The organism is Caulobacter sp. FV1ye6ST, from assembly GCF_058681225.1.
Genome location: NZ_CM178733.1, coordinates 2,234,063 through 2,252,113, shown reverse-complemented (window position 1 = coordinate 2,252,113; position 18,051 = coordinate 2,234,063). Strand labels below are relative to the sequence as shown.

At 66.2% G+C, this 18,051-nt stretch carries 16 protein-coding genes; 2 read left to right on the top strand and 14 right to left on the bottom strand.

Annotated elements, in window-relative coordinates; all coding sequences use genetic code 11:
- Nucleotides 1–40 precede the first annotated feature (40 nt).
- The 4 genes from ACW175_RS11100 to sidA all read right to left on the bottom strand — a co-directional run bounded on the left by ACW175_RS11100 (nt 41) and on the right by sidA (nt 5,277).
- The gene (locus ACW175_RS11100; protein WP_492104521.1) at nt 41–673 is read right to left on the bottom strand and encodes a class I SAM-dependent methyltransferase; all 633 of its coding nucleotides are present in this window, start codon (nt 671–673) and stop codon (nt 41–43) included.
- 585 nt (nt 674–1,258) lie between these two features.
- A complete protein-coding gene (locus ACW175_RS11095; RefSeq protein ID WP_492104520.1) occupies nt 1,259–1,609 on the bottom strand; it encodes a GFA family protein in 351 nt (116 codons plus the stop codon).
- Between the two features lie 111 nt (nt 1,610–1,720).
- Entirely contained in the window at nt 1,721–5,152 is a 3,432-nt protein-coding gene (dnaE, locus tag ACW175_RS11090) for a DNA polymerase III subunit alpha (RefSeq protein WP_492104519.1), read from the bottom strand.
- A 35-nt stretch (nt 5,153–5,187) separates the two neighbouring features.
- Nucleotides 5,188–5,277, bottom strand: a complete 90-nt coding sequence (sidA, locus tag ACW175_RS11085) for a cell division inhibitor SidA (RefSeq protein ID WP_099577629.1) — start codon at nt 5,275–5,277, stop codon at nt 5,188–5,190.
- 168 nt (nt 5,278–5,445) lie between these two features.
- Here sidA and ACW175_RS11080 point away from each other — a divergent pair, with 168 nt between their 5' ends.
- Complete coding sequence (locus ACW175_RS11080; RefSeq protein WP_492104947.1) at nt 5,446–6,405, top strand: nucleoside hydrolase; 960 nt, start codon at nt 5,446–5,448, stop codon at nt 6,403–6,405.
- 65 nt (nt 6,406–6,470) lie between these two features.
- Nucleotides 6,471–7,679: a hypothetical protein gene (locus ACW175_RS11075; protein ID WP_492104518.1), complete on the top strand. Its 1,209-nt coding sequence runs from the start codon at nt 6,471–6,473 to the stop codon at nt 7,677–7,679.
- A 13-nt stretch (nt 7,680–7,692) separates the two neighbouring features.
- On the opposite strand, the gene ACW175_RS11070 is transcribed toward ACW175_RS11075, so the two are convergent.
- The 10 genes from ACW175_RS11070 to nuoN form a co-directional block, all read right to left on the bottom strand.
- The gene (locus ACW175_RS11070; protein ID WP_492104517.1) at nt 7,693–8,394 is read right to left on the bottom strand and encodes an ABC transporter ATP-binding protein; all 702 of its coding nucleotides are present in this window, start codon (nt 8,392–8,394) and stop codon (nt 7,693–7,695) included.
- On the bottom strand, nt 8,387–9,667 hold the full coding sequence (locus ACW175_RS11065) for a lipoprotein-releasing ABC transporter permease subunit (protein ID WP_492104516.1): 1,281 nt from the start codon (nt 9,665–9,667) through the stop codon (nt 8,387–8,389). Before ACW175_RS11065 ends, ACW175_RS11070 begins: the two co-directional genes overlap by 8 nt.
- A complete protein-coding gene (gene proS / locus ACW175_RS11060) occupies nt 9,667–10,995 on the bottom strand; it encodes a proline--tRNA ligase (protein ID WP_492104515.1) in 1,329 nt (442 codons plus the stop codon). Before proS ends, ACW175_RS11065 begins: the two co-directional genes overlap by 1 nt.
- Nucleotides 10,996–11,436: 441 nt before the next feature.
- Nucleotides 11,437–11,703 (bottom strand): DUF1467 family protein, encoded by a 267-nt coding sequence (locus ACW175_RS11055; RefSeq protein WP_492104514.1) that lies wholly within the window; start codon nt 11,701–11,703, stop codon nt 11,437–11,439.
- A complete protein-coding gene (gene mce, locus ACW175_RS11050; RefSeq protein ID WP_492104513.1) occupies nt 11,703–12,134 on the bottom strand; it encodes a methylmalonyl-CoA epimerase in 432 nt (143 codons plus the stop codon). The genes ACW175_RS11055 and mce overlap by 1 nt, the downstream gene beginning before the upstream one ends.
- A gap of 11 nt (nt 12,135–12,145) precedes the next feature.
- A complete protein-coding gene (locus ACW175_RS11045) occupies nt 12,146–13,390 on the bottom strand; it encodes a radical SAM/SPASM domain-containing protein (RefSeq protein WP_492104512.1) in 1,245 nt (414 codons plus the stop codon).
- Entirely contained in the window at nt 13,387–15,066 is a 1,680-nt protein-coding gene (locus ACW175_RS11040) for a ribonuclease J (protein ID WP_492104511.1), read from the bottom strand. The genes ACW175_RS11045 and ACW175_RS11040 overlap by 4 nt, the downstream gene beginning before the upstream one ends.
- Nucleotides 15,066–15,851 carry a type III pantothenate kinase gene (locus tag ACW175_RS11035; RefSeq protein ID WP_492104510.1) on the bottom strand — a complete coding sequence of 262 codons (786 nt, stop codon included), beginning with the start codon at nt 15,849–15,851 and terminating at the stop codon, nt 15,066–15,068. Before ACW175_RS11035 ends, ACW175_RS11040 begins: the two co-directional genes overlap by 1 nt.
- The gene (locus ACW175_RS11030; RefSeq protein WP_492104946.1) at nt 15,848–16,603 is read right to left on the bottom strand and encodes a biotin--[acetyl-CoA-carboxylase] ligase; all 756 of its coding nucleotides are present in this window, start codon (nt 16,601–16,603) and stop codon (nt 15,848–15,850) included. Before ACW175_RS11030 ends, ACW175_RS11035 begins: the two co-directional genes overlap by 4 nt.
- Nucleotide 16,604: 1 nt before the next feature.
- Nucleotides 16,605–18,050: an NADH-quinone oxidoreductase subunit NuoN gene (gene nuoN, locus ACW175_RS11025; RefSeq protein ID WP_492104509.1), complete on the bottom strand. Its 1,446-nt coding sequence runs from the start codon at nt 18,048–18,050 to the stop codon at nt 16,605–16,607.
- Nucleotide 18,051: the final 1 nt, after the last annotated feature.

Sequence of the window (18,051 nt, the reverse complement as noted above, 5' to 3'; positions counted from 1 at the left end):
GCACCGCTCCATCGGGCGCCGCGGCGCGGCCGCCTGGATCTCAGACCCCCCTGCGTACGGTAATGACGACCCACGGCCTTTGCCCGCCTTCATAGTCGCCGCCCATATAGTCGTTGATCGACAGGATCTCCCAGTCCGCCGCGCCGCGATAAGCAGCCTCCACGGCGCCGGCCGACAGGTAGTTGAAATACCGCCCCAGGCTATCGCGCCCTTCGGCGTCGCCGACCTTGAAACTGGCGAGATGAACGCCGCCCGGCCTCAGAGCTCGGAAAACGCGCGACAGAATATCCGTGAGCGCCGGCCTGGGCGCGTGCAGCAGGCTGGCATTGGCCAGGATCCCATCATAGGCTCGCGCGGCGTCAAGTTCGTCGAACCGCATCACCCGAACCGGGCGACCGATCCTCGCCTCGGCCTCGCGGGTGATCGCCGGGACCCCATCGGTGGCGTCGACGTCGAAGCCCCGCGCCAGCATCGCCTCGCTGTCTCGACCGTCGCCGCACCCCAGCTCCAGAACCCGCGCACCCGGCGCGAGACGCTCCAAAAACCCGTCCAAATGCCGGCTCACGCCATCCGGTCTGGTCGTGGTGTAGGCCCGAGCCGCGCCGGCATAGAACCGCAGCGTCGGCGCATCATACGCGGCGGACCCTGGCGAGGCGGCGGCTGACGATTTCATGCGCCGCATCTAAGCGAAGGCGCGACGGCGGAGCAACGGCCGCCCGGCGCGCGGCGAGGGACAGCCATTGCCATCCGGTTCAGGACAACGGCTATAGGACTGAAGCGAACCATCGCCCGCGGCGCTCGTTCGCCGATCCGCGCTCTCAAGGGGCAGCCTGTCTCGCTCCCAGTTCCCTCAGCCAGCATCCCGGCCTCCGCACGTCCAAACGCCCTCCCGGGGCAGGATCAAGCTCGGAATTCGACGCAGATCATCCCGGCGAAAGCGCAACCCCAAGCGGCGCCGGAGATCCGTTCATCGATCGAAGCTTACCATCCGAACGCTAGAGCATTTTTCGATCCAATTGGATCGGTGAAATGCTCTAGGCTATTGTTTTGAAGCATTTTCTGACGACGAACCGGTACCCACTTCGTCGGAAAATGCTCTAGCCGCGCCCATTCCGCCGGCCCCGGCGATTTCGGGCGGGTTAAGAGGTCGCCCCCATTCGCCCCACCGACCGTCGATCAGCGCCGGAGCACTTTCCGATCCCACTAGATCGATGAAATGCTCCAATCTTTCGCTTTGACGCGCCGCCGCCCTCGCGCCTCAGAACGACTTGCCGTCCACCGGACGCGGGTTCAAGGCGAAGACGTCGACGCCGTCAAGACAGCGGACATTGATCGCCGCCATCTTGCGGCCGTCCGGCGCCGTGCCCATCCCAAAGGACTGAATGCCGCAGGTTTCGCAGAACAGGTGCGAAATCTTGTGGGTGTTGAACTGGTATTCGGTCAGGGCGTCCTGGCCGCTCTTCAGTTCAAAGGCGCTTTCCGGCGCGAAGGCCAGGATCGCGCCCAGCTTGCCGCAGCGGGAACAGTTGCAGCTGATAAGTCCATCCAGCTCGACATCGACCGCGTAGCGCACGCGCCCGCACTGGCAACCGCCTTCGTGATTGGCCATCGGCCTTCTCCCCAGTTAGCCCCTCAGAGGGTCTCCGACCAAGGCAGCCGCTGGCGGCGCCCCCCCTAGCAGCGGATTCCCGCTACCAGCACAAGAAATAGGAATATATTCCTACACATCTTCCAGCAACGCCACGCCCGGCGCGGTCTTCAGCGCCCCCCGGAGGGCGGCGTCCAGCGTGTAGCGGCCCGGCAAGCGCAGTTCGATCTCGCGACCGCCGCCGATGGCGGCCACGAAGGTCACCTCACCGCCCTTCTGGCCCTGGGCGGGTTCGAGGCGACGCTTCAGCGCCTGGATCTCGGTGGCCGACGGTGACAGGTGCACGCGCAGGCCGGCCACCACATTCTCGATGGCCTTCTCGATCGGCTCGGCGTCGTCGCCGAAGAAGCGGACCTCGCCGTCGCGGGCCTTGGCGCGAACCTTGATGACGACAGCCTTGCCCGGCTCCAGCACGTCCCGACATTTGCGCAGCGATTCCGGCGGGAACAGCACCTCGTATTCGCCGGTCGGGTCCGACAGCGAGACGAAGGCGAACTTCTCGCCGCTTTGCGAGGCGCGCTCCTGGCGGCGACGCACGACGCCGCACATGCGCAGGGCCTCCATGCCGGCTTCGGCCTGGGCCATGGCCTCGGTCAGCATCACGGTGCGCCGACGGCGCAGCATGCCGACCACGTCTTCAAGTGGGTGACCGGTCAGATAGAACCCGACGGCCGACAGCTCCTCGTCCAGCAGGTCGACCTGGTTCCAGTTCTCCGTCTTCGAGAGGCGCGGGCGCCCCGCCCCCGGGTCGGAGCCGAACAGGCCGCCCTGCCCGCCTTGGCGGTCGGCGTGACAGCTTTGGGCATGGGCGATCAGCACGTCGGCCGAGGCCACGATCTGGGCGCGGTTCTTGTGGATCTGGTCGAAAGCCCCCGCCCGGGCCAGATTCTCGATGGCGCGCTTGTTGACCTGCTTGGGATCGATCCGCTCGACGAAATCGAAGATGTCGCGGAACGGCCCGCCCTCCTCGCGGATCGCCACCAGGTGCTTCATGGCCTCCAGGCCGACATTGCGGATGGCGCCCAGGGCGTAGAGCACCTCGCCGTTCTCGACCTCGAAGTCGGCGCCCGAGACATTGACGTCCGGGGCCCGCACCGTGATGTCGAACTTGCGGGCGTCCTGGTGGAAGACCGCGAGCTTGTCGGTGTTCGACAGATCCAGGCTCATCGAGGCGGCGAAGAACTCGACCGGCGTATTCGCCTTCAGCCAGGCCGTCTGGTACGAGATGAAGGCATAGGCGGCGGCGTGCGACTTGTTGAAGCCATAGCCGGCGAACTTGGCCACCAGTTCGAAGATCGAGCCCGACTGCTCCTCGGGGACGTTCTTTTCCTTGGCGCCGGAGACGAAACGGATCTTCTGGAGATCCATCTCCTCCTTCTTCTTCTTGCCCATGGCGCGACGCAGAAGGTCGGCCTCGCCCAGGCTGTAGCCGGCCAGGATCTGGGCGATCTGCATCACCTGCTCCTGATAGACGATGACGCCGTAGGTCTCCTTCAGCACCGTCTCCAGCGACGGATGCAGGGTGTCGACGGGTTTGCGGCCAAACTTGCAGTCGACGAAGGTGTCGATGTTGTCCATCGGCCCCGGACGATAGAGCGAGATCAGCGCGGTGATCTCCTCGATCGAGCCGCAGCGCATCTTGCGCAGCGTGTCCCGCATGCCCTGGCTTTCAAGCTGGAACACCCCGACCGTCTGGCCGGAGGCGAGCAGCTCGTAGGTCTTGGTGTCGTCGAAGGCCAGCTTGCCGAGATCGATCTCGAAGCCGCGCTTCTTCAGGTGCTTCACCGCCCGGTCGAGCACCGTCAGGGTCTTGAGGCCCAGGAAGTCGAACTTCACCAGGCCAGCGCTCTCGACCCATTTCATGTTGAACTGGGTGGCCGGCAGATCCGAGCGTGGATCCTTGTACAGCGGAGTCAACTGGGTCAGCGGCCGGTCGCCGATCACCACGCCAGCGGCGTGGGTCGAGGCGTTGCGGAACAGGCCTTCCAGCTGCAGGGCCACGTCAAGACAGGCCGAGACGTTGGCGTCTTCCTTCTTGGCCTGCTTGAGACGCGGCTCAAGGTCGATGGCCTGGGCCAGGGTCACCGGCGCGGCCGGGTTGTTGGGCACCATCTTGCAGAGACGGTCGACCAGACCCAGCGGCAGTTGCATCACCCGGCCGACGTCGCGCAGCACGGCGCGCGCCTGCAAGCTGCCGAAGGTGATGATCTGGGCCACGCGGTCGCGGCCGTACTTCTCCTGCACGTAGGAGATCACCTCTTCGCGCCGCTCCTGGCAGAAGTCGACGTCGAAGTCGGGCATCGAAACCCGTTCCGGATTGAGGAAGCGCTCGAACAGCAGGCCGAAGCGCAGCGGGTCGAGGTCGGTGATGGTCAAGACCCAGGCGACAAGCGAACCGGCGCCCGACCCCCGTCCCGGACCGACCGGAATGCCGTGCGTCTTTCCCCATTTGATGAAGTCCGACACGATCAGGAAGTAGCCGGGGAACCCCATCTTCTTGATGATGTCGAGTTCGAACTCGAGGCGCTTCCAGTACTCCTCCTCGGGCGCCGACAAGGTCAGGCCCACGAAGCGCGCCTTCAGGCCTTCCCGCGCCTGGTGCTCCAGCTCCTCGGCCTCGTTGCGACCGTCGCCGGTCGGGAAGCTGGGCAGGATCGGATCGCGCTTGTGCACCATGAAGGCGCAGCGGCGGGCGATATCGAGGGTGTTGTCGCAGGCCTCCGGCAGGTCGGAGAACAGCTTGCGCATGTCAGCCGCCGGCTTGAACCAGTGCTCGGGCGTTACCCGCCGCCGCTCGTCCTGGCCGACGAAGGAGCCGTCCGAGATGCACAGCAATGCATCGTGGGCGGCGTAGAAACTCTCCTTGGCGAAATAGACGTCGTTGGTGGCGACCAGCGGCGCGTCGTGCTCGTAGGCCCAATTGACCAGACCCGGCTCGGCCGCGGCCTGCTTGGGCAGACCGTGGCGCTGGAGCTCGACATAGAAGCGATCGCCGAACACGCGCTGCATCTCGGCCAAGGCCGCCGAGGCCTCGGCCGCCTTGCCGGCGGCGAACAGCGCGTCCACCGGACCGTCCGTGCCGCCCGACAGCAGGATCAGGCCTTCGTTGTGCTCGATGACCTTGGCCCAGGGGACGATCGGCTCGGGCAGCTCGGCGCTGTCGAGATAGGCGATGGACGAAAGTTCGGAGAGGTTGAGATAGCCTCGCTCGTTCTGGGCAAGGAGCACGATCGTCGGGGCCCGGGCCCAGCGTTCGGTCGGCCCGCCGCCAATGCCGGTGATCGGAATGGCGCAGCCGATGATCGGCTGGACCCCCGCATCCTTGGCGTACGAGGAATATTCAAGCGCGCCGAACAGATTGGCGCGGTCGGCGATCGCCGCGGCCGGCATGCCGATCCCGGCGGCCAGCTTGCCGATCTGGTCGGCCTTGATCGCGCCTTCCAGCAGCGAATAGGCGGAGCGAACCCGCAGGTGGACGAAACCCTGCCCCTCCTCGTCCGCCATGACCAACCTCCGCTAGACGACCGCCGTCATACGACTCAAGCCACCAGGTTGGCGACCGTACACATCATCCAGACGAAGCTGGCGACCGACACAAGGGCCAAAGACTCACGGGCGATACGGATCATAGGAGCCTCCACAGATTTCTTGTTTTGTTCCATATTCCGCTTTTGTTCCGTTCACAAGATGTTCCGCGACGTTCCACCGCATTTTCCTGGCCCGAGTCACTCGATAGGCAGCCGCGCGTAGCGACTTTCGATATGGCCAAGGCGAGCGGATCGGTTCAGATCGAGGCCATGCGCCTGATCATCGACACCGACACCGCCGGCGACGACGTCTTCTCGCTGATGCTCGCCCTCACCCGGCCTGGCGTGACCGTCGAGGCGATCACGATCGCTCACGGCAATGTCGGCTTCGTCCAGCATGCCGAGAACGCGCTGGTGACGCTGGAGCGGTGCGGCAAGGCCGGCGAAGTCCCCGTCTATCTGGGCGCCCAGACGCCGTTCACGCGGGCGCCGCTCGACGCGGCCTATGTCTTCGGCCACGACGGGATGAGCGACAGCGGCTTTCCCAGGACCATCCAACGTCCCGCCGGGGGGCACGCCGTCGACGAACTGGTCCGGCGGATCATGGACGCGCCCGGCGAGATCACCCTGATCGCCCAGGCGCCGCTGACCAATGTCGCCCTGGCCTATCTGCGTGAGCCGCGCATCGCCAAGGCGCTGAAGCATCTGTGGGTGATGGGCGGCACGGACAACGGCGTCGGCAATGTCACACCGGCGGCCGAATACAATTTCTATGTCGATCCGGAAGCCGCCAAGATCGTCGTCAACGCCGGCTTCAACCTGTCGATCGCCACCTGGACCCTCACCCTTCAGGACGGCCTGTGGAGCACGGCGCAACTGGCGGAACTGGAGGCGCTGGGCACGGACAAGGCCCGGTTCTTCACCGACGTGAACCGCGCCTCGCTCGCCTTCGCCCGCGAAACCGAGGGGCTGGACGGCAGCCTGCATCCAGACGCCCTGACCTGCGCCATCGCGCTCGACGAACAGCTGATCCTGGAGGCCGAGGACTGCGTGGTCGATGTCGAGACGATGGGCGAGCTGACCCGCGGCTATCTCAGCGTGTCGCACGCGATACTGCCAGATATCGAGATCGCCGACCCTGCCCTCAAACGTCGACCACCCAACGCAAGGGTCGTCAAGAAGATCGACCAGGCCGGTTTCTTCACCGCCATGAAGAACACTCTGCTTTAACCTCATCGTAGCCGGTCGGGTCCAGTTTTCGGGCCATGGGACAGCAAGCCACCGCGATACTGATCTTGTGGCTAAGCTTGGCGAGCGTCGGCGCGGCGCATGCCCAGACGGATTTCTTCTCTCGCGATACGATTTCCGGCCTTGTCGACCTGCGCCTGGTCGCGGCCGACGGCGAGAGGTCGTGGGTTGACGGCGCGGTCGGCAAGGCCCGGTTCGGCGATGACCATCAGGGCCTGCGCCTGGGCGAAGCGGCCCTGGTCTGGAACCCCCGGTTCTCCGACACCGTCTCGGCCGTGGTCGTCGGTGACAGCCAGGACGGCCAAAGGCATCTGGTTGATCTGGGCGAAGGCTATCTGGCCTATCGATCGCGGCCCGGCGCATCCCTGCGGCTCTCGGCGCGCGCCGGCGTGTTCTATCCGCCGATCTCGCTGGAGCACGACGGCCTGGACTGGTCCGTGCCCGACACCATCACGCCCTCGGCGATCAACACCTGGGTGGCCGAGGAGACCAAGGTGGTCGGGGGCGAGGCCACGATCCGCCGCACGATCGCCGGCCAGAGTTTCAGCCTGACCGCCGGGGCCTTCAAGAACGGCGACACATCAGGTACGGAGCTGACATTCCGAGGCTGGGCGTTGCACGATCTGAAGTCCCCGGTGTTCGGCCGTTTCCCTCTGCCGCCGCTGAGCGCCAAGATGGCCACGCGGCAGGCGCCGTCGACCACGCCCCTGGCCGAGATCGACGGGCGGATCGGCTACTACGGCCGCCTCGAATGGCGGCCGACCTCGCGACTGGCCTTCGACCTCTTCCGCTATGATAACGAGGGCGACCGAACCAGCGTCGACACCCGCCGCGAATGGTCGTGGGAAACGCGGTTCTGGAACCTCGGGATACGGCTGGATCTCGACGCCGTCGCGCTCAAGGCCCAGGTCATGACCGGCGAGACCCTGATGGGCTATTCGAACGCCCTTGGCCTCTGGGCCGACATGGGGTTCGAGGCGGCCTATGTCTCGGCGACCAAGGCGCTTGGGCCAGGGTCGGCGACTGTGCGCTACGACCATTTCTCGACAACCGACCGCACCAACAAGGCCACGGACAACAATGCCGAGCATGGCTGGTCGGCGCTGGCGGCCTATCGATGGGACGTCCGGCCCAACGCCCAGATCGTGTTCGAAGCTCTTTATATCGACAGCTTCCGCCGCGACCGCGCGCGACTGGGCCTTGCGCCCTCCCAGGACCAGACGGTCCTGCAAACGGCCTTCCGCCATCAGTTCTAGCCGAAACGCACGTCTAGACGCGTTGGGCTTCCAGGTGTCCATCCTTGAGGGCCAGAACGCGGTCCATGTAGCGCGCCAGCTCCATGTTGTGCGTGGCGATCAGGGCCGCCACGCCCTGCTGGCGGCAGGTCTGGTACAGGGCCTGAAACACCGTCGCCGACGTCGCCGGATCGAGATTGCCGGTCGGCTCGTCGGCAAGCAGCAGCTTGGGGCGGTTGGCCAGGGCGCGGGCGATGGCCACGCGCTGCTGTTCGCCGCCGGACATCTGGGCCGGCTGGTGGTTCATACGGGGGCCAAGGCCAAGGCCTTCGAGCAGCTCCTTGGCGCGCGCTTCAGCCTCGCGACGGCTCTTGCCAGCGATGGACAGCGGCATGGCCACGTTCTCAAGGGCCGAGAACTCGGGCAGCAAGTGGTGGAACTGATAGACGAAACCGACCGTGCCCAGACGGATGCGCGTGCGGGCGCGTTCTGACAGCTTCGAGCAGTCGCGGCCCTCAAGGGCCACGAGCCCGGCGTCGGGATGCTCCAGCAGGCCCGCCGAGTGCAACAGCGACGACTTGCCCGACCCCGAGGGACCAATCAGCCCGACGACCTCGCCCGGATAGACGTCGATGTCGACGCCGCGCAGCACCGGCAGGGCGCCAGCCTCGGTCTTGTAGACGCGCTCGACCCCGCGCAGGGCCAAAATCGGCGAAGGCTGTATCGGATCACTCATAGCGAAGCGCCTCCACCGGATCGAGGCGCGAGGCGCGCATGGCCGGCGGCAGCGTCGCCAGCACGCTCATCAGGGCCGACAGCGCGACGATCCCACCGACCTCTGTCCAGTCGATCTTGGCCGGAATGTGCGAGAGCATGTAGACGTCGGCGCTGAACACGGCCGTGCCGGTGACCCATTCCACGAAGTTCTGGATCGGGGTGATATAGGCGCAGAACACCACCCCCAGGGCCAGGCCGCACAGCGTGCCGGCCACGCCGATCGAGGCGCCCGCCATCACGAAGATCCGCAGCACAGCGCCCTGACTGGCGCCCATGGTGCGCAAGATGGCGATGTCCTTGCCCTTGTTCTTCACCAGCATGACCAGGCTGGAGATGATATTCAGGGTGGCGATGGCGACGATGCAGAACAGGATCAGCCGCATCACCTTCCGCTCGACCTGGAGCGCGGTGAAGTAGCTATGGTTCTTGTCCTGCCAGTCGGTCACCAGCGCGCCGGGGCCGGAGGCGACCTCGACGTCGTGCTTGTATTCCTTGGCCTTGTCCGGGTCGTCGACCTTGATCTCGACATAGTCGACCGAGGTGTCGCGACCGAAGAACAGTTGGGCCTGCTCCAGCGGCATGTAGATAAAGGCCTCGTCGAACTGGCTCATGCCGACGCTGAACAGGCCGCCGACGATGTAGTTCTTCTCGCGGGTCGAGGTCCCGAACGCCGTGGCCGGTCCCGTCGGCGAGATCAGGGTGATCGGATCGCCCGGCTGCACGCCCAGGGTCTGGGCCATGCGGTCGCCGATCAGGACGATATCGCCGCCGTACTCGCCCTGGCCGAAGCCCTGCAGCGAGCCCTTCTTGATGTTGCTGGAGATCAGCGACATGTGCCGCAGGTCGCCGGGCGTAACCCCGCGCACGATGGCGCCGGTCACCTGTGTCGGGCCGATGACCATGGCCTGCGCCTCGACCATCGGGGCGGCCTGGATCACGCCCGGCGCGCCCTTGATGCGACGAATGATGGCGTCCCGGTCCGGTCCATTTATGAGCGGCGACTGGGCGTAGAGGTGGCCGTTGAAGCCCACGATCCTGCCCAGCAGTTCAGCCCTGAAGCCGTTCATGACGCTCATCACGGTGATAAGGGCGAAGACCGCCAACATCACCGCGCTGAATGAGATGACCGCGATAAGCGCCACGCCGCCGTTCTTGCGCTTGGCGAACAGATACCGGCGAGCGACGGAGCGCTCCCAACGGCTGAAGGGACCGGCGGCGCGGACGTCTGGCATCAGGCGGTCTTGCTCTTGGTCAGGCCGTCGAGGACCGATTCCAGCGAGGCGGTGTGGCGCTCGCCGGTCTTGCGGTTCTTGATCTCGACCACGCCCTCGGCGATGCCCTTGGGGCCGATGACCAGCTGCCAGGGCAGGCCGATCAGGTCCATGGTGGCGAACTTGGCGCCGCCGCGGGCGTCGGTGTCGTCGTACAGCACATCCTTGCCCGCGGCCTTGAGCGCGGCATAGGCCGTCTCGCAGGCCGCGTCGCACGCGGCGTCGCCCTGGCGCATGTTGACGATGCCGACATCGAACGGCGCGACGCTTTCCGGCCAGATGATCCCGGCCTCGTCGTGACTGGCCTCGATGATCGCGCCCAGCAGGCGCGAGACGCCGACGCCGTAGCTGCCCATCTGCACCGGCACGTCCTTGCCGTCGGGACCGGTGACCACGGCCTTCATCGGCTCGGAGTACTTGGTCCCGAACGAGAAGATGTGGCCGACCTCGATGCCGCGCGCCGATAGGCGGTCACCTTCCGGCAGGGCGCCGAAGGCGGCTTCGTCGTGCATTTCCTCCGTCGCGGCGTACAGCGCCGTGCGCTGGTTCACCAGCGGCTGCAGGTCGCCGTACCAGTCGACGTCCGGCCCCGGCGCCGGCATCTCGACCAGATCCTTGTGGCAGAATACGGCGCTTTCGCCCGTCTCGGCCAGGACGATGAACTCATGGCTCAGGTCGCCGCCGATCGGACCGGTGTCGGCGCGCATCGGCACGGCCTTCAGGCCCATGCGTTCGAACAGGTTCAGATAGGCCACGAACATGCGGTTGTAGGCCTTGCGCGCGCCCTCGGCGTCGAGGTCAAAGCTGTAGGCGTCCTTCATCAGGAACTCGCGGCCGCGCATCACGCCGAAGCGCGGACGGGTCTCGTCGCGGAACTTCCACTGCACGTGGTAGAGGTTCTTGGGCAGGTCGCGATAGCTGCGCACCGAACCGCGGAAGATCTCGGTGATCATTTCCTCGTTGGTGGGCCCGTACAGAAGCTCGCGCTCGTGGCGGTCGGTGATGCGCAGCATCTCCGGGCCATAGGCGTCGTAGCGACCCGACTCGCGCCACAGGTCGGCCAGCTGAAGCGTCGGCATCAGCAGCTCGATGGCGCCGGCGCGATCCATTTCCTCGCGGACGATCTGCTCGATCTTCTTCAGCACGCGGAAGCCCAGTGGCAGCCAGGCATAGATGCCCGCCGCTTCCTGGCGGATCATGCCGGCGCGAAGCATCAGCTGATGCGAAACGATCTGGGCGTCGGACGGTGCTTCCTTCAGCACCGGCAGGAAATAGCGCGACAAGCGCATGCGCGTGGAAACTCCGGGGAATTCAAGGAGGCCTGAGATAGCCTCTCGTCCGACAGCTTGGCAACGCGGTAGAGCCCGCCCGGTTCAGATCTTTGATCTGAACCGGGTTAGAGGGCTCGTCCACCAAGGAGTCGAAGCGTGACGATCGCAGAAACCGGCATCCACTTTCTGCTGTCACGCTTTGGACTAAAGTATGGCTCCCGACACGAATAAAAGAGAGGCCGCGCGGATCGCCGCGCGGCCTTTCAAGTCATCGTCGGGGAAGACGCCACAGAGCGAGACCGGCAAGGCCGATCTCATGAAGTGACCTTACCAACCAAACATCTGTTGGGGCACGGCCATGCGAGGGAAGCGCTCACAATGAGACCGTTCGCCCAAGGCTTGGGCGTTCGAGGGCAGATTGCTCACCCCGCGCCCAAGGCTTGTGCATTCGCACGTCCGCTAGGCCTTACCCCACTGAGGAAGATCAGGCAGCGTGACCAGGTTGAAGTGCACGACCAGGAAGAACAGCACGAACACCACGGCCGAGACCCACGTCGTGGTGATGAACTTGCGCTTGAGGTTCGGATTGATCGGCGCGCCCGGATCGCCCCCGCCCGGCGTCTTGATACCAGCCTCGTGGTAGCTGCGCGAGCCCAGCGGCAGGACGGCGAACAGAACCGTCCACCAGATGGTCAGGTAGATCGCGAACCAGGTGATCGGGCTCATCAGTGAGCATCCTTACCAGCAGTGTTTTGGGGCGTTTCCATGAGCTCGACCAGCAGGCCGCCCATGTCCTTGGGGTGGACGAAGATGATCATCGTGCCGTGGGCCCCGATGCGGGGTTCGCCCAGCACGGTCGCGCCCTTGGCCACCAGATCATCGCGCGCGTCGTAGATGTTCTCCACCTCGAAGCAAATGTGGTGCTGCCCCCCTTTGGGGTTCTTGGCCAGGAAGCCGTGGATCGGCGAGTTTTCGCCATAGGGCTCGATCAGCTCGATCTGGCTGTTGGGCAGGTTGACGAAACAGACCCAGACCCCCTGCTCTGGCATCGCCCACTTCTCGGTCACCGAGGTCGCGCCCAGCAGGTCGCGATACATCTTCACCGAGTCGTCGATCGAAGGCGTCGCGACGCCGACGTGGTTCAGCTTGCCGATCATGGTCTTTCTCCCTAGCCCCCGAACGTACCAATCGGATCGCTGAAAGCCGAGTGCAGATCATTCAGCTTGCTGATCGGCATGTAGAAGCTGCAGCCCTTGCAAGGCTCGGGCACACCGCGCCCCTGCCAATCCCACAGGGCCCTGACGCGATCCGAGCCCAGCAGTTCGGCCAGGCTGGCGTCGCGGATGTCGCCCAGCATCAAGGCCGTCTTGCCGTCGAAGTCGGCGCAGCCGCAGAATGACACCTGACCGCTCGAGAGCACCTGCAGGCTGACCAGCGGCAGCGCGCACTGCTCGGTGTTGCGCCGCGGCGGCATCCACTCGGCGTCCAGCGGCAGCGGCTTGGACGTGTCGAACACCGTCCAGTTGGCATAGGTTTTGGTGCCCGGCAGAGATAGCAAGCTTGGCGCGACGCCGGCGCGACGCGCCACGTCCGCCAGCCACGCCTCGATCTCGTCGGCGGTGCGTTCGCGCAGGTGCCGCGCGCCCAGCCCGACCTTGGCGACGCCGAAGATGCGGATCAGCCGGCCCAGCGAGTCCATGAACCGGTCGTACTGGTCCTTGCGGGTCATCAGCGCGAATTCTTCGGCGTCCAGGCCGTACACCGACACGGTGATGCGGTCGAAATAGCCGGCCAGTTCGGCCAGCTCTTCGTCCGTATAAAGATAGGCCATGGTGGCGTTGGTGATCGCCGAGACGCGGGAGATCGCCGGCGTCGCGCGCAGCAGCCGCAGGCGTTCCAGAAGCTGTTTGTCCAGCAACACTTCGCCGACCATCGGCGTCAGGGTGACTGGGCCGCCGCCCAGGGCCGCGTAGTCCGCCACGACCTTGGCGAATACCGCCATGTCCATGCCTTGCTTCTTGCGGGTCTGGATCGAGTACGGGCAGATCACGCAGTCGTTGTTGCAGATATTGACCGTCTCGATGCTGATCGCCAGCGGACGGAAACGGCCCCGGTGCGTGAAGTAGGAGATCCGCTCCGGACGGTAGATGGCCGGAAACTTGGCGATCGGATGCCCGGAGACACGCTCGCGATATTCCGGCGAACCGACGATCTCGGTCTTGATGTCCTCGATCGTCGCGCCACGCTCCATCCAGGCCACGCAGGCGGCCAGGGCGTCGGGATCCGGCTCGCGCTTGAGCAGATCCTGATAGAGGTGGCGGACGATCTGGACCGCGTAGCCGTACTCGCCGGCCCCCGGGGTCGGCGAGGCCGACGTCTGGGGCTCGGCGGAACGGCCACGGCGGAAGATCACAGGCGCAGGACCGTGGTTTCGACGACCGGCTTGCGTTCCCAGATACGGAACGCCGCCTTCTTCACGGCGCGGGAGATGGCGCTCTCGATCGCCTCGTCCTGCTCCCGGGTGTCACCGCCCAGCTTCTTGTAGGCGGTCTCGGCTTCCTCGGCGAGATCGTCGAGCGCGTCGTCCAGCGAGTACTCTTCGTCGCCAGCCAAACCGATGCCGCGCACTTGCGGACCCGACACAATCTTGTTGCGACCGTCCAGGACGATCGACACCACCAGCATGCCGTTGAACGCCGCGTGGCGGCGCTCGCGCAGGGCGTCGCCGTTCTCGGGGGTGACCACGCCGCCATCGACATACAGGCGCCCGGCTGGCACCTCGTCGATGATCTCTGGATGCCCCGGCGCCAGGCGCACCATGTCGCCGTTACGCGGCGAGATGGCGTGCGGGACCTGCAGGTCCTTGGCGAAGGCGGCGTGCTCGATCAGGTGACGGCGCTCGCCATGGGTCGGCACCGCGATCGTCGGACGCACCCACGCATACATCTGGCGCAGTTCTTCACGGCACGGGTGACCCGAGACGTGGATGCCGGGCGTGTCGCGCTCGGTGTGCAGACGCACGCCTCGGTCGGCCAGCTTGTTCTGCAGGTTGCGGATCGGGATCTCGTTGCCCGGGATGACCCGCGACGAGAAGATGACGTGGTCTCCCTGCCCCAGCTTAACGTGCGGATGGCTGCCGTCGGCGATGCGCGACAGCGCGGCGCGGGCCTCGCCCTGGCTGCCGGTGCAGAGGAACAGGACTTGGTCCTCGGGCAGGTGCTTGGCCTGGTCGTCGTTGATGAAGGGCTCGAGGCCCTGCAGCAGACCGACCGACCGCGCCGCGGCGGCCATGCGGTGCATAGAACGGCCGGCCAGGCTTACCTTGCGGCCGCACGCCTGGGCGGCGCGGATCACGGTGTCCATGCGGGCCACGTTCGAGGCGAAGCAGGCCACGGCGATCTTGCCAGACAGACTCTTGATCAGATTGCCCAGCGCCTCGCGGACGCCCGCTTCCGAACCGGCCTCGCCTTCGACGAAGACGTTGGTGCTGTCGCAGACCATGGCCAGCACGCCCTCGTCGCCCAGGCGGCGTAGGGCGGCGTCATCGGTCGGCGCGCCCAGCTGCGGCTCGGGATCGATCTTCCAGTCGCCGGTGTGCAGGATCGTGCCCAGCGGCGTCTTGATCGCCAGGCCGTTCGGCTCGGGAATCGAGTGCGTCAGGGTGATCAGTTCCAGGTCGAACGGACCCAGCGAGAAACGGCCGCCCAGCGGCACCTCGGTGATCGGCACGTCGTCCAGTATGCCCGCGTCCCGCAGCTTTTCACGCAGCAGGAAGGCGGTGAACGGCGTGGCGTAGACCGGCGCCTTCAGGCGCGGCCACAGCCAGTGGACCGCGCCCAGGTGGTCTTCGTGGGCGTGGGTCAGGACGATGCCGATAATGTCCTTGGCGTAGGGCTCGATATAGGACGGATCCGGCAGGATGATCTCGACGCCGGGCGTCGTCTGGTCGCCGAAGGTCACGCCCAGGTCGACGACGACCCACTTGCGATCGTGCGCCGGCCCGAAGCCATACAGGTTGAAATTCATGCCGATCTCGTTCGATCCGCCCAGCGGCAGGAAGACGAGCTCGTCGCTCTTGGATTTTTTCATCAGGTCTCGGAAATGGTGTTTCGACGATAGATTTCGAGAAGACCCCGTATCGTCAGGTCGGAGTCGAAGTGGTCGATGCTGTCGGTGGCGCCCTCGAACAACGAGGCGACGCCGCCGGTGGCGATAACGGTCATGGGCTCGCCGCGCTCAGCCTTGATGCGCGACACGAGCCCTTCGATCAGAGAGATATACCCCCAGAAGACGCCCGATTGCATGGCCGAGACGGTGTCCGTCCCCACGATCCTGTTACCGGCGGGCCGCTGGATGGCGATCCGCGGCAGTTTGGCCGCCGCCTCGTGTAGGGCCTGCATGGACAGATTGATGCCCGGCGAGATGATCCCGCCTTCGAACGCGCCGTCGGCCGCCACGATATCGAAGGTCGTGGCCGTGCCGCTGTCGATGACGATCAGCGGCCCAGAATAGATCATCGCCGCGCCGATGGCGTTGACCAGACGGTCGGCGCCGGCCTCGGAGGGCTTCTCGATGCGGACATCGATGCCCAGCCTGGCGTTCTCGCCGATCACCAGCGGCTCGACGTTGAGATAGCGCCGGGACAGGTTGCGCAGGTTGAAGATCGACTGCGGGACGACGCTGGAGATGATCACCGCGTCAATGGCCCGGAAACCGATGCCCTGCATCGACAGGAGTTGCGAGAGCCAGACCACGTACTCGTCGGCGGTCCGCGTGCTCTCGGTGGCCGCGCGCCATTGAGCCAGCCACGACTGTCCGTCGTGGATGGCGAACATGGTGTTGGTGTTGCCCTGTTCAATGGCGAGAAGCATCACGCGCCTCCGAAAAATACATCGCCGGCCGTGATCCTGCGGACCCGGCCGTCATCCAGACGAAGCCGCAGAGCCCCGTCCCCGTCCAGTCCCTCGGCGATGCCTTCGACCGTCTCGGCCCCCAGGCGCGCGACGCAAGGCTCGCCCAGCCCATGGGCGCGAGCCGTCCAGGCGTCGGCGATGGAGGGAAAGCCCAGCGAGGTCCAGACCCGCGACCAGCGTTCGAACGCCTCGGCCAGGGCTTGGGCGGCCTCGGGCGCGCTCGGCGGCGGGATTTCGCGATGAGTGGCGATCGAGGTCGCGGGACGCTCGCTGTCGACCGGCTCGCGGACTAGATTGACCCCCACGCCGACGGCTAGCCACAGACCGCCCAAGGGTGAGGCGCCGGACTCGATCAGGATACCGCTGACCTTCACCCCGCCCAGCAGCGGGTCGTTGGGCCATTTCAGGCTGACGAGCGAATCTGGCACGTACTGGCCCAGCATGTCCGCCACGGCCAGGGCGGCCACGAACGAAACCTGAGCGGCCTCTGCCGGGGGCCGGTCGGTACGAAAAAGCAGGGTGGCGGCGAGGTTGCCCTCGCCCGTTTCCCAGGCCCGGCCGCGCCGGCCTCGGCCGGCGGTCTGGCGCAGGCCGACCAGCCAAATGGGGCCGGCCTCGCCCGCCTCGGCCCGGCGACGGGCTTCGGCGTTGGTGGAGTCGATCTCGTCGAGAACGACGATGGGCGGGACGACGACGGGCGAAACGCCCGTCACGTCACGCGTGACCAAAGGCGGCCGCGGCGGCCCTGGCGGCGGGATCCAGCCAGACCAGAGCCACGAGCACGATCGGGAACGAGAAGAACGCCGCCGCGATGCCGACGGCCTGAGCCGAAGGCGACGGCGCGTCGACCGAGCCGGCCGGCGCGTCGAACCACATCGATTTGATCAGGCGCAGGTAATAGAACGCCGCGACGACCGACCCGACCAGACCCAGGACGGCGGCCCATTGCAGGACCACGTCGCCCGCGCCTAGGGCGGCCTTGAACACATAGTACTTCGACCAGAAGCCGGAGAACGGCGGCAGGCCCAGGGCCGACAGCGAGAACGCGGTCATGGCCAGGGCGACGCCCGGACGTTGCTTGATCAGGCCCGCCATGTCCTCGATCGTCTCCATGGGCTTGCCGTCACGGTTCAGCGCCTGCAGGCAGGCGAAGAAGCCGGTGACGTCGACCATGTAGAGGACCATGAAGACCAGCATCGCATGCAGGCCGACCTCGCCGCCGGCCGCGACGCCCAGCAGGGCGTAGCCGACATTGGCGATCGAGGAATAGGCCCACAGGCGCTTGAGGTTGGTCTGGGCCAGGCCCGCGAAGGCGCCGACAAAGATCGACAGCAAGGCCGCGATCACCAGGATCTGGCGCCATTGGTCGCCGGCGGCCGGGAACGCGTCGCCCAGCACGCGGGCGAACATCATCATGGCGGCCAGCTTCGGGGCGGCGGCGAAGAAGCCGACGACCGGGGTCGGGGCGCCTTCATAGACGTCCGGGGTCCACATGTGGAACGGCGCGGCCGAGACCTTGAACGCCAGGCCGCAGATCAGGAACACCAGGCCGAACAGCAGGCCCGTGCCGTGCGCGCCGCCATGGGCGGCGGCCAGGGCGATCTGGCTGAAATGGGTCGAGCCAGTGAAGCCGTAGATCAGCGAGGCGCCGTACAACAGCAGGCCCGACGACAGCGCGCCCAGCACGAAGTACTTCAGGCCCGCTTCCGACGACTTGGCGTCATCGCGGCGCATGGCGGCCAGCACATAGAGAGCCAGCGACTGCAGCTCGACGCCGACATAGAGGCTTATCAGGTCGCCGGCCGAGGCGGTGACGCCCATGCCGAGTGCGGCCAGGATCACCAGGACGGCGTACTCGAACTTCTGGTCGCCGCGCTGGGCCAGCCAGCGGTCGCCCAGCACCACGGCGATGGCGCTCGAGATATAGATGGCGACCTTGGCGTAGGTCGCCGCGGCGTCGGCGACGTAGACGCCGCCGAAGGCGCGGCCGTGCGGTCCCAGCACCGCCGTGGCGGCGGCAGCGATCAGCGCGGCGACGGCGGCCAGGGTGAAGATGGCCCCGACCTTGCCCCGGAAGGCGCCGGCGACCAGCAGGACGAGCGCCGCGATCGCGAGAACGATCTCAGGCAGGACGAGCGTGAAGTGGGCGGAAAAGGTCATA

What these genes read in the sequence shown, in the direction of transcription:
- ACW175_RS11100 (WP_492104521.1), bottom strand. Translation starts at nt 673, where the DNA reads ATGAAATCGTCAGCCGCCGCCTCGCCAGGGTCCGCCGCGTATGATGCG.
- ACW175_RS11095 (WP_492104520.1), bottom strand. Translation starts at nt 1,609, where the DNA reads ATGGCCAATCACGAAGGCGGTTGCCAGTGCGGGCGCGTGCGCTACGCG.
- dnaE (WP_492104519.1), bottom strand. Translation starts at nt 5,152, where the DNA reads ATGGCGGACGAGGAGGGGCAGGGTTTCGTCCACCTGCGGGTTCGCTCC.
- sidA (WP_099577629.1), bottom strand. Translation starts at nt 5,277, where the DNA reads ATGATCCGTATCGCCCGTGAGTCTTTGGCCCTTGTGTCGGTCGCCAGC.
- ACW175_RS11080 (WP_492104947.1), top strand. Translation starts at nt 5,446, where the DNA reads ATGCGCCTGATCATCGACACCGACACCGCCGGCGACGACGTCTTCTCG.
- ACW175_RS11070 (WP_492104517.1), bottom strand. Translation starts at nt 8,394, where the DNA reads ATGAGTGATCCGATACAGCCTTCGCCGATTTTGGCCCTGCGCGGGGTC.
- ACW175_RS11065 (WP_492104516.1), bottom strand. Translation starts at nt 9,667, where the DNA reads ATGCCAGACGTCCGCGCCGCCGGTCCCTTCAGCCGTTGGGAGCGCTCC.
- proS (WP_492104515.1), bottom strand. Translation starts at nt 10,995, where the DNA reads ATGCGCTTGTCGCGCTATTTCCTGCCGGTGCTGAAGGAAGCACCGTCC.
- ACW175_RS11055 (WP_492104514.1), bottom strand. Translation starts at nt 11,703, where the DNA reads ATGAGCCCGATCACCTGGTTCGCGATCTACCTGACCATCTGGTGGACG.
- mce (WP_492104513.1), bottom strand. Translation starts at nt 12,134, where the DNA reads ATGATCGGCAAGCTGAACCACGTCGGCGTCGCGACGCCTTCGATCGAC.
- ACW175_RS11040 (WP_492104511.1), bottom strand. Translation starts at nt 15,066, where the DNA reads ATGAAAAAATCCAAGAGCGACGAGCTCGTCTTCCTGCCGCTGGGCGGA.
- nuoN (WP_492104509.1), bottom strand. Translation starts at nt 18,050, where the DNA reads ATGACCTTTTCCGCCCACTTCACGCTCGTCCTGCCTGAGATCGTTCTC.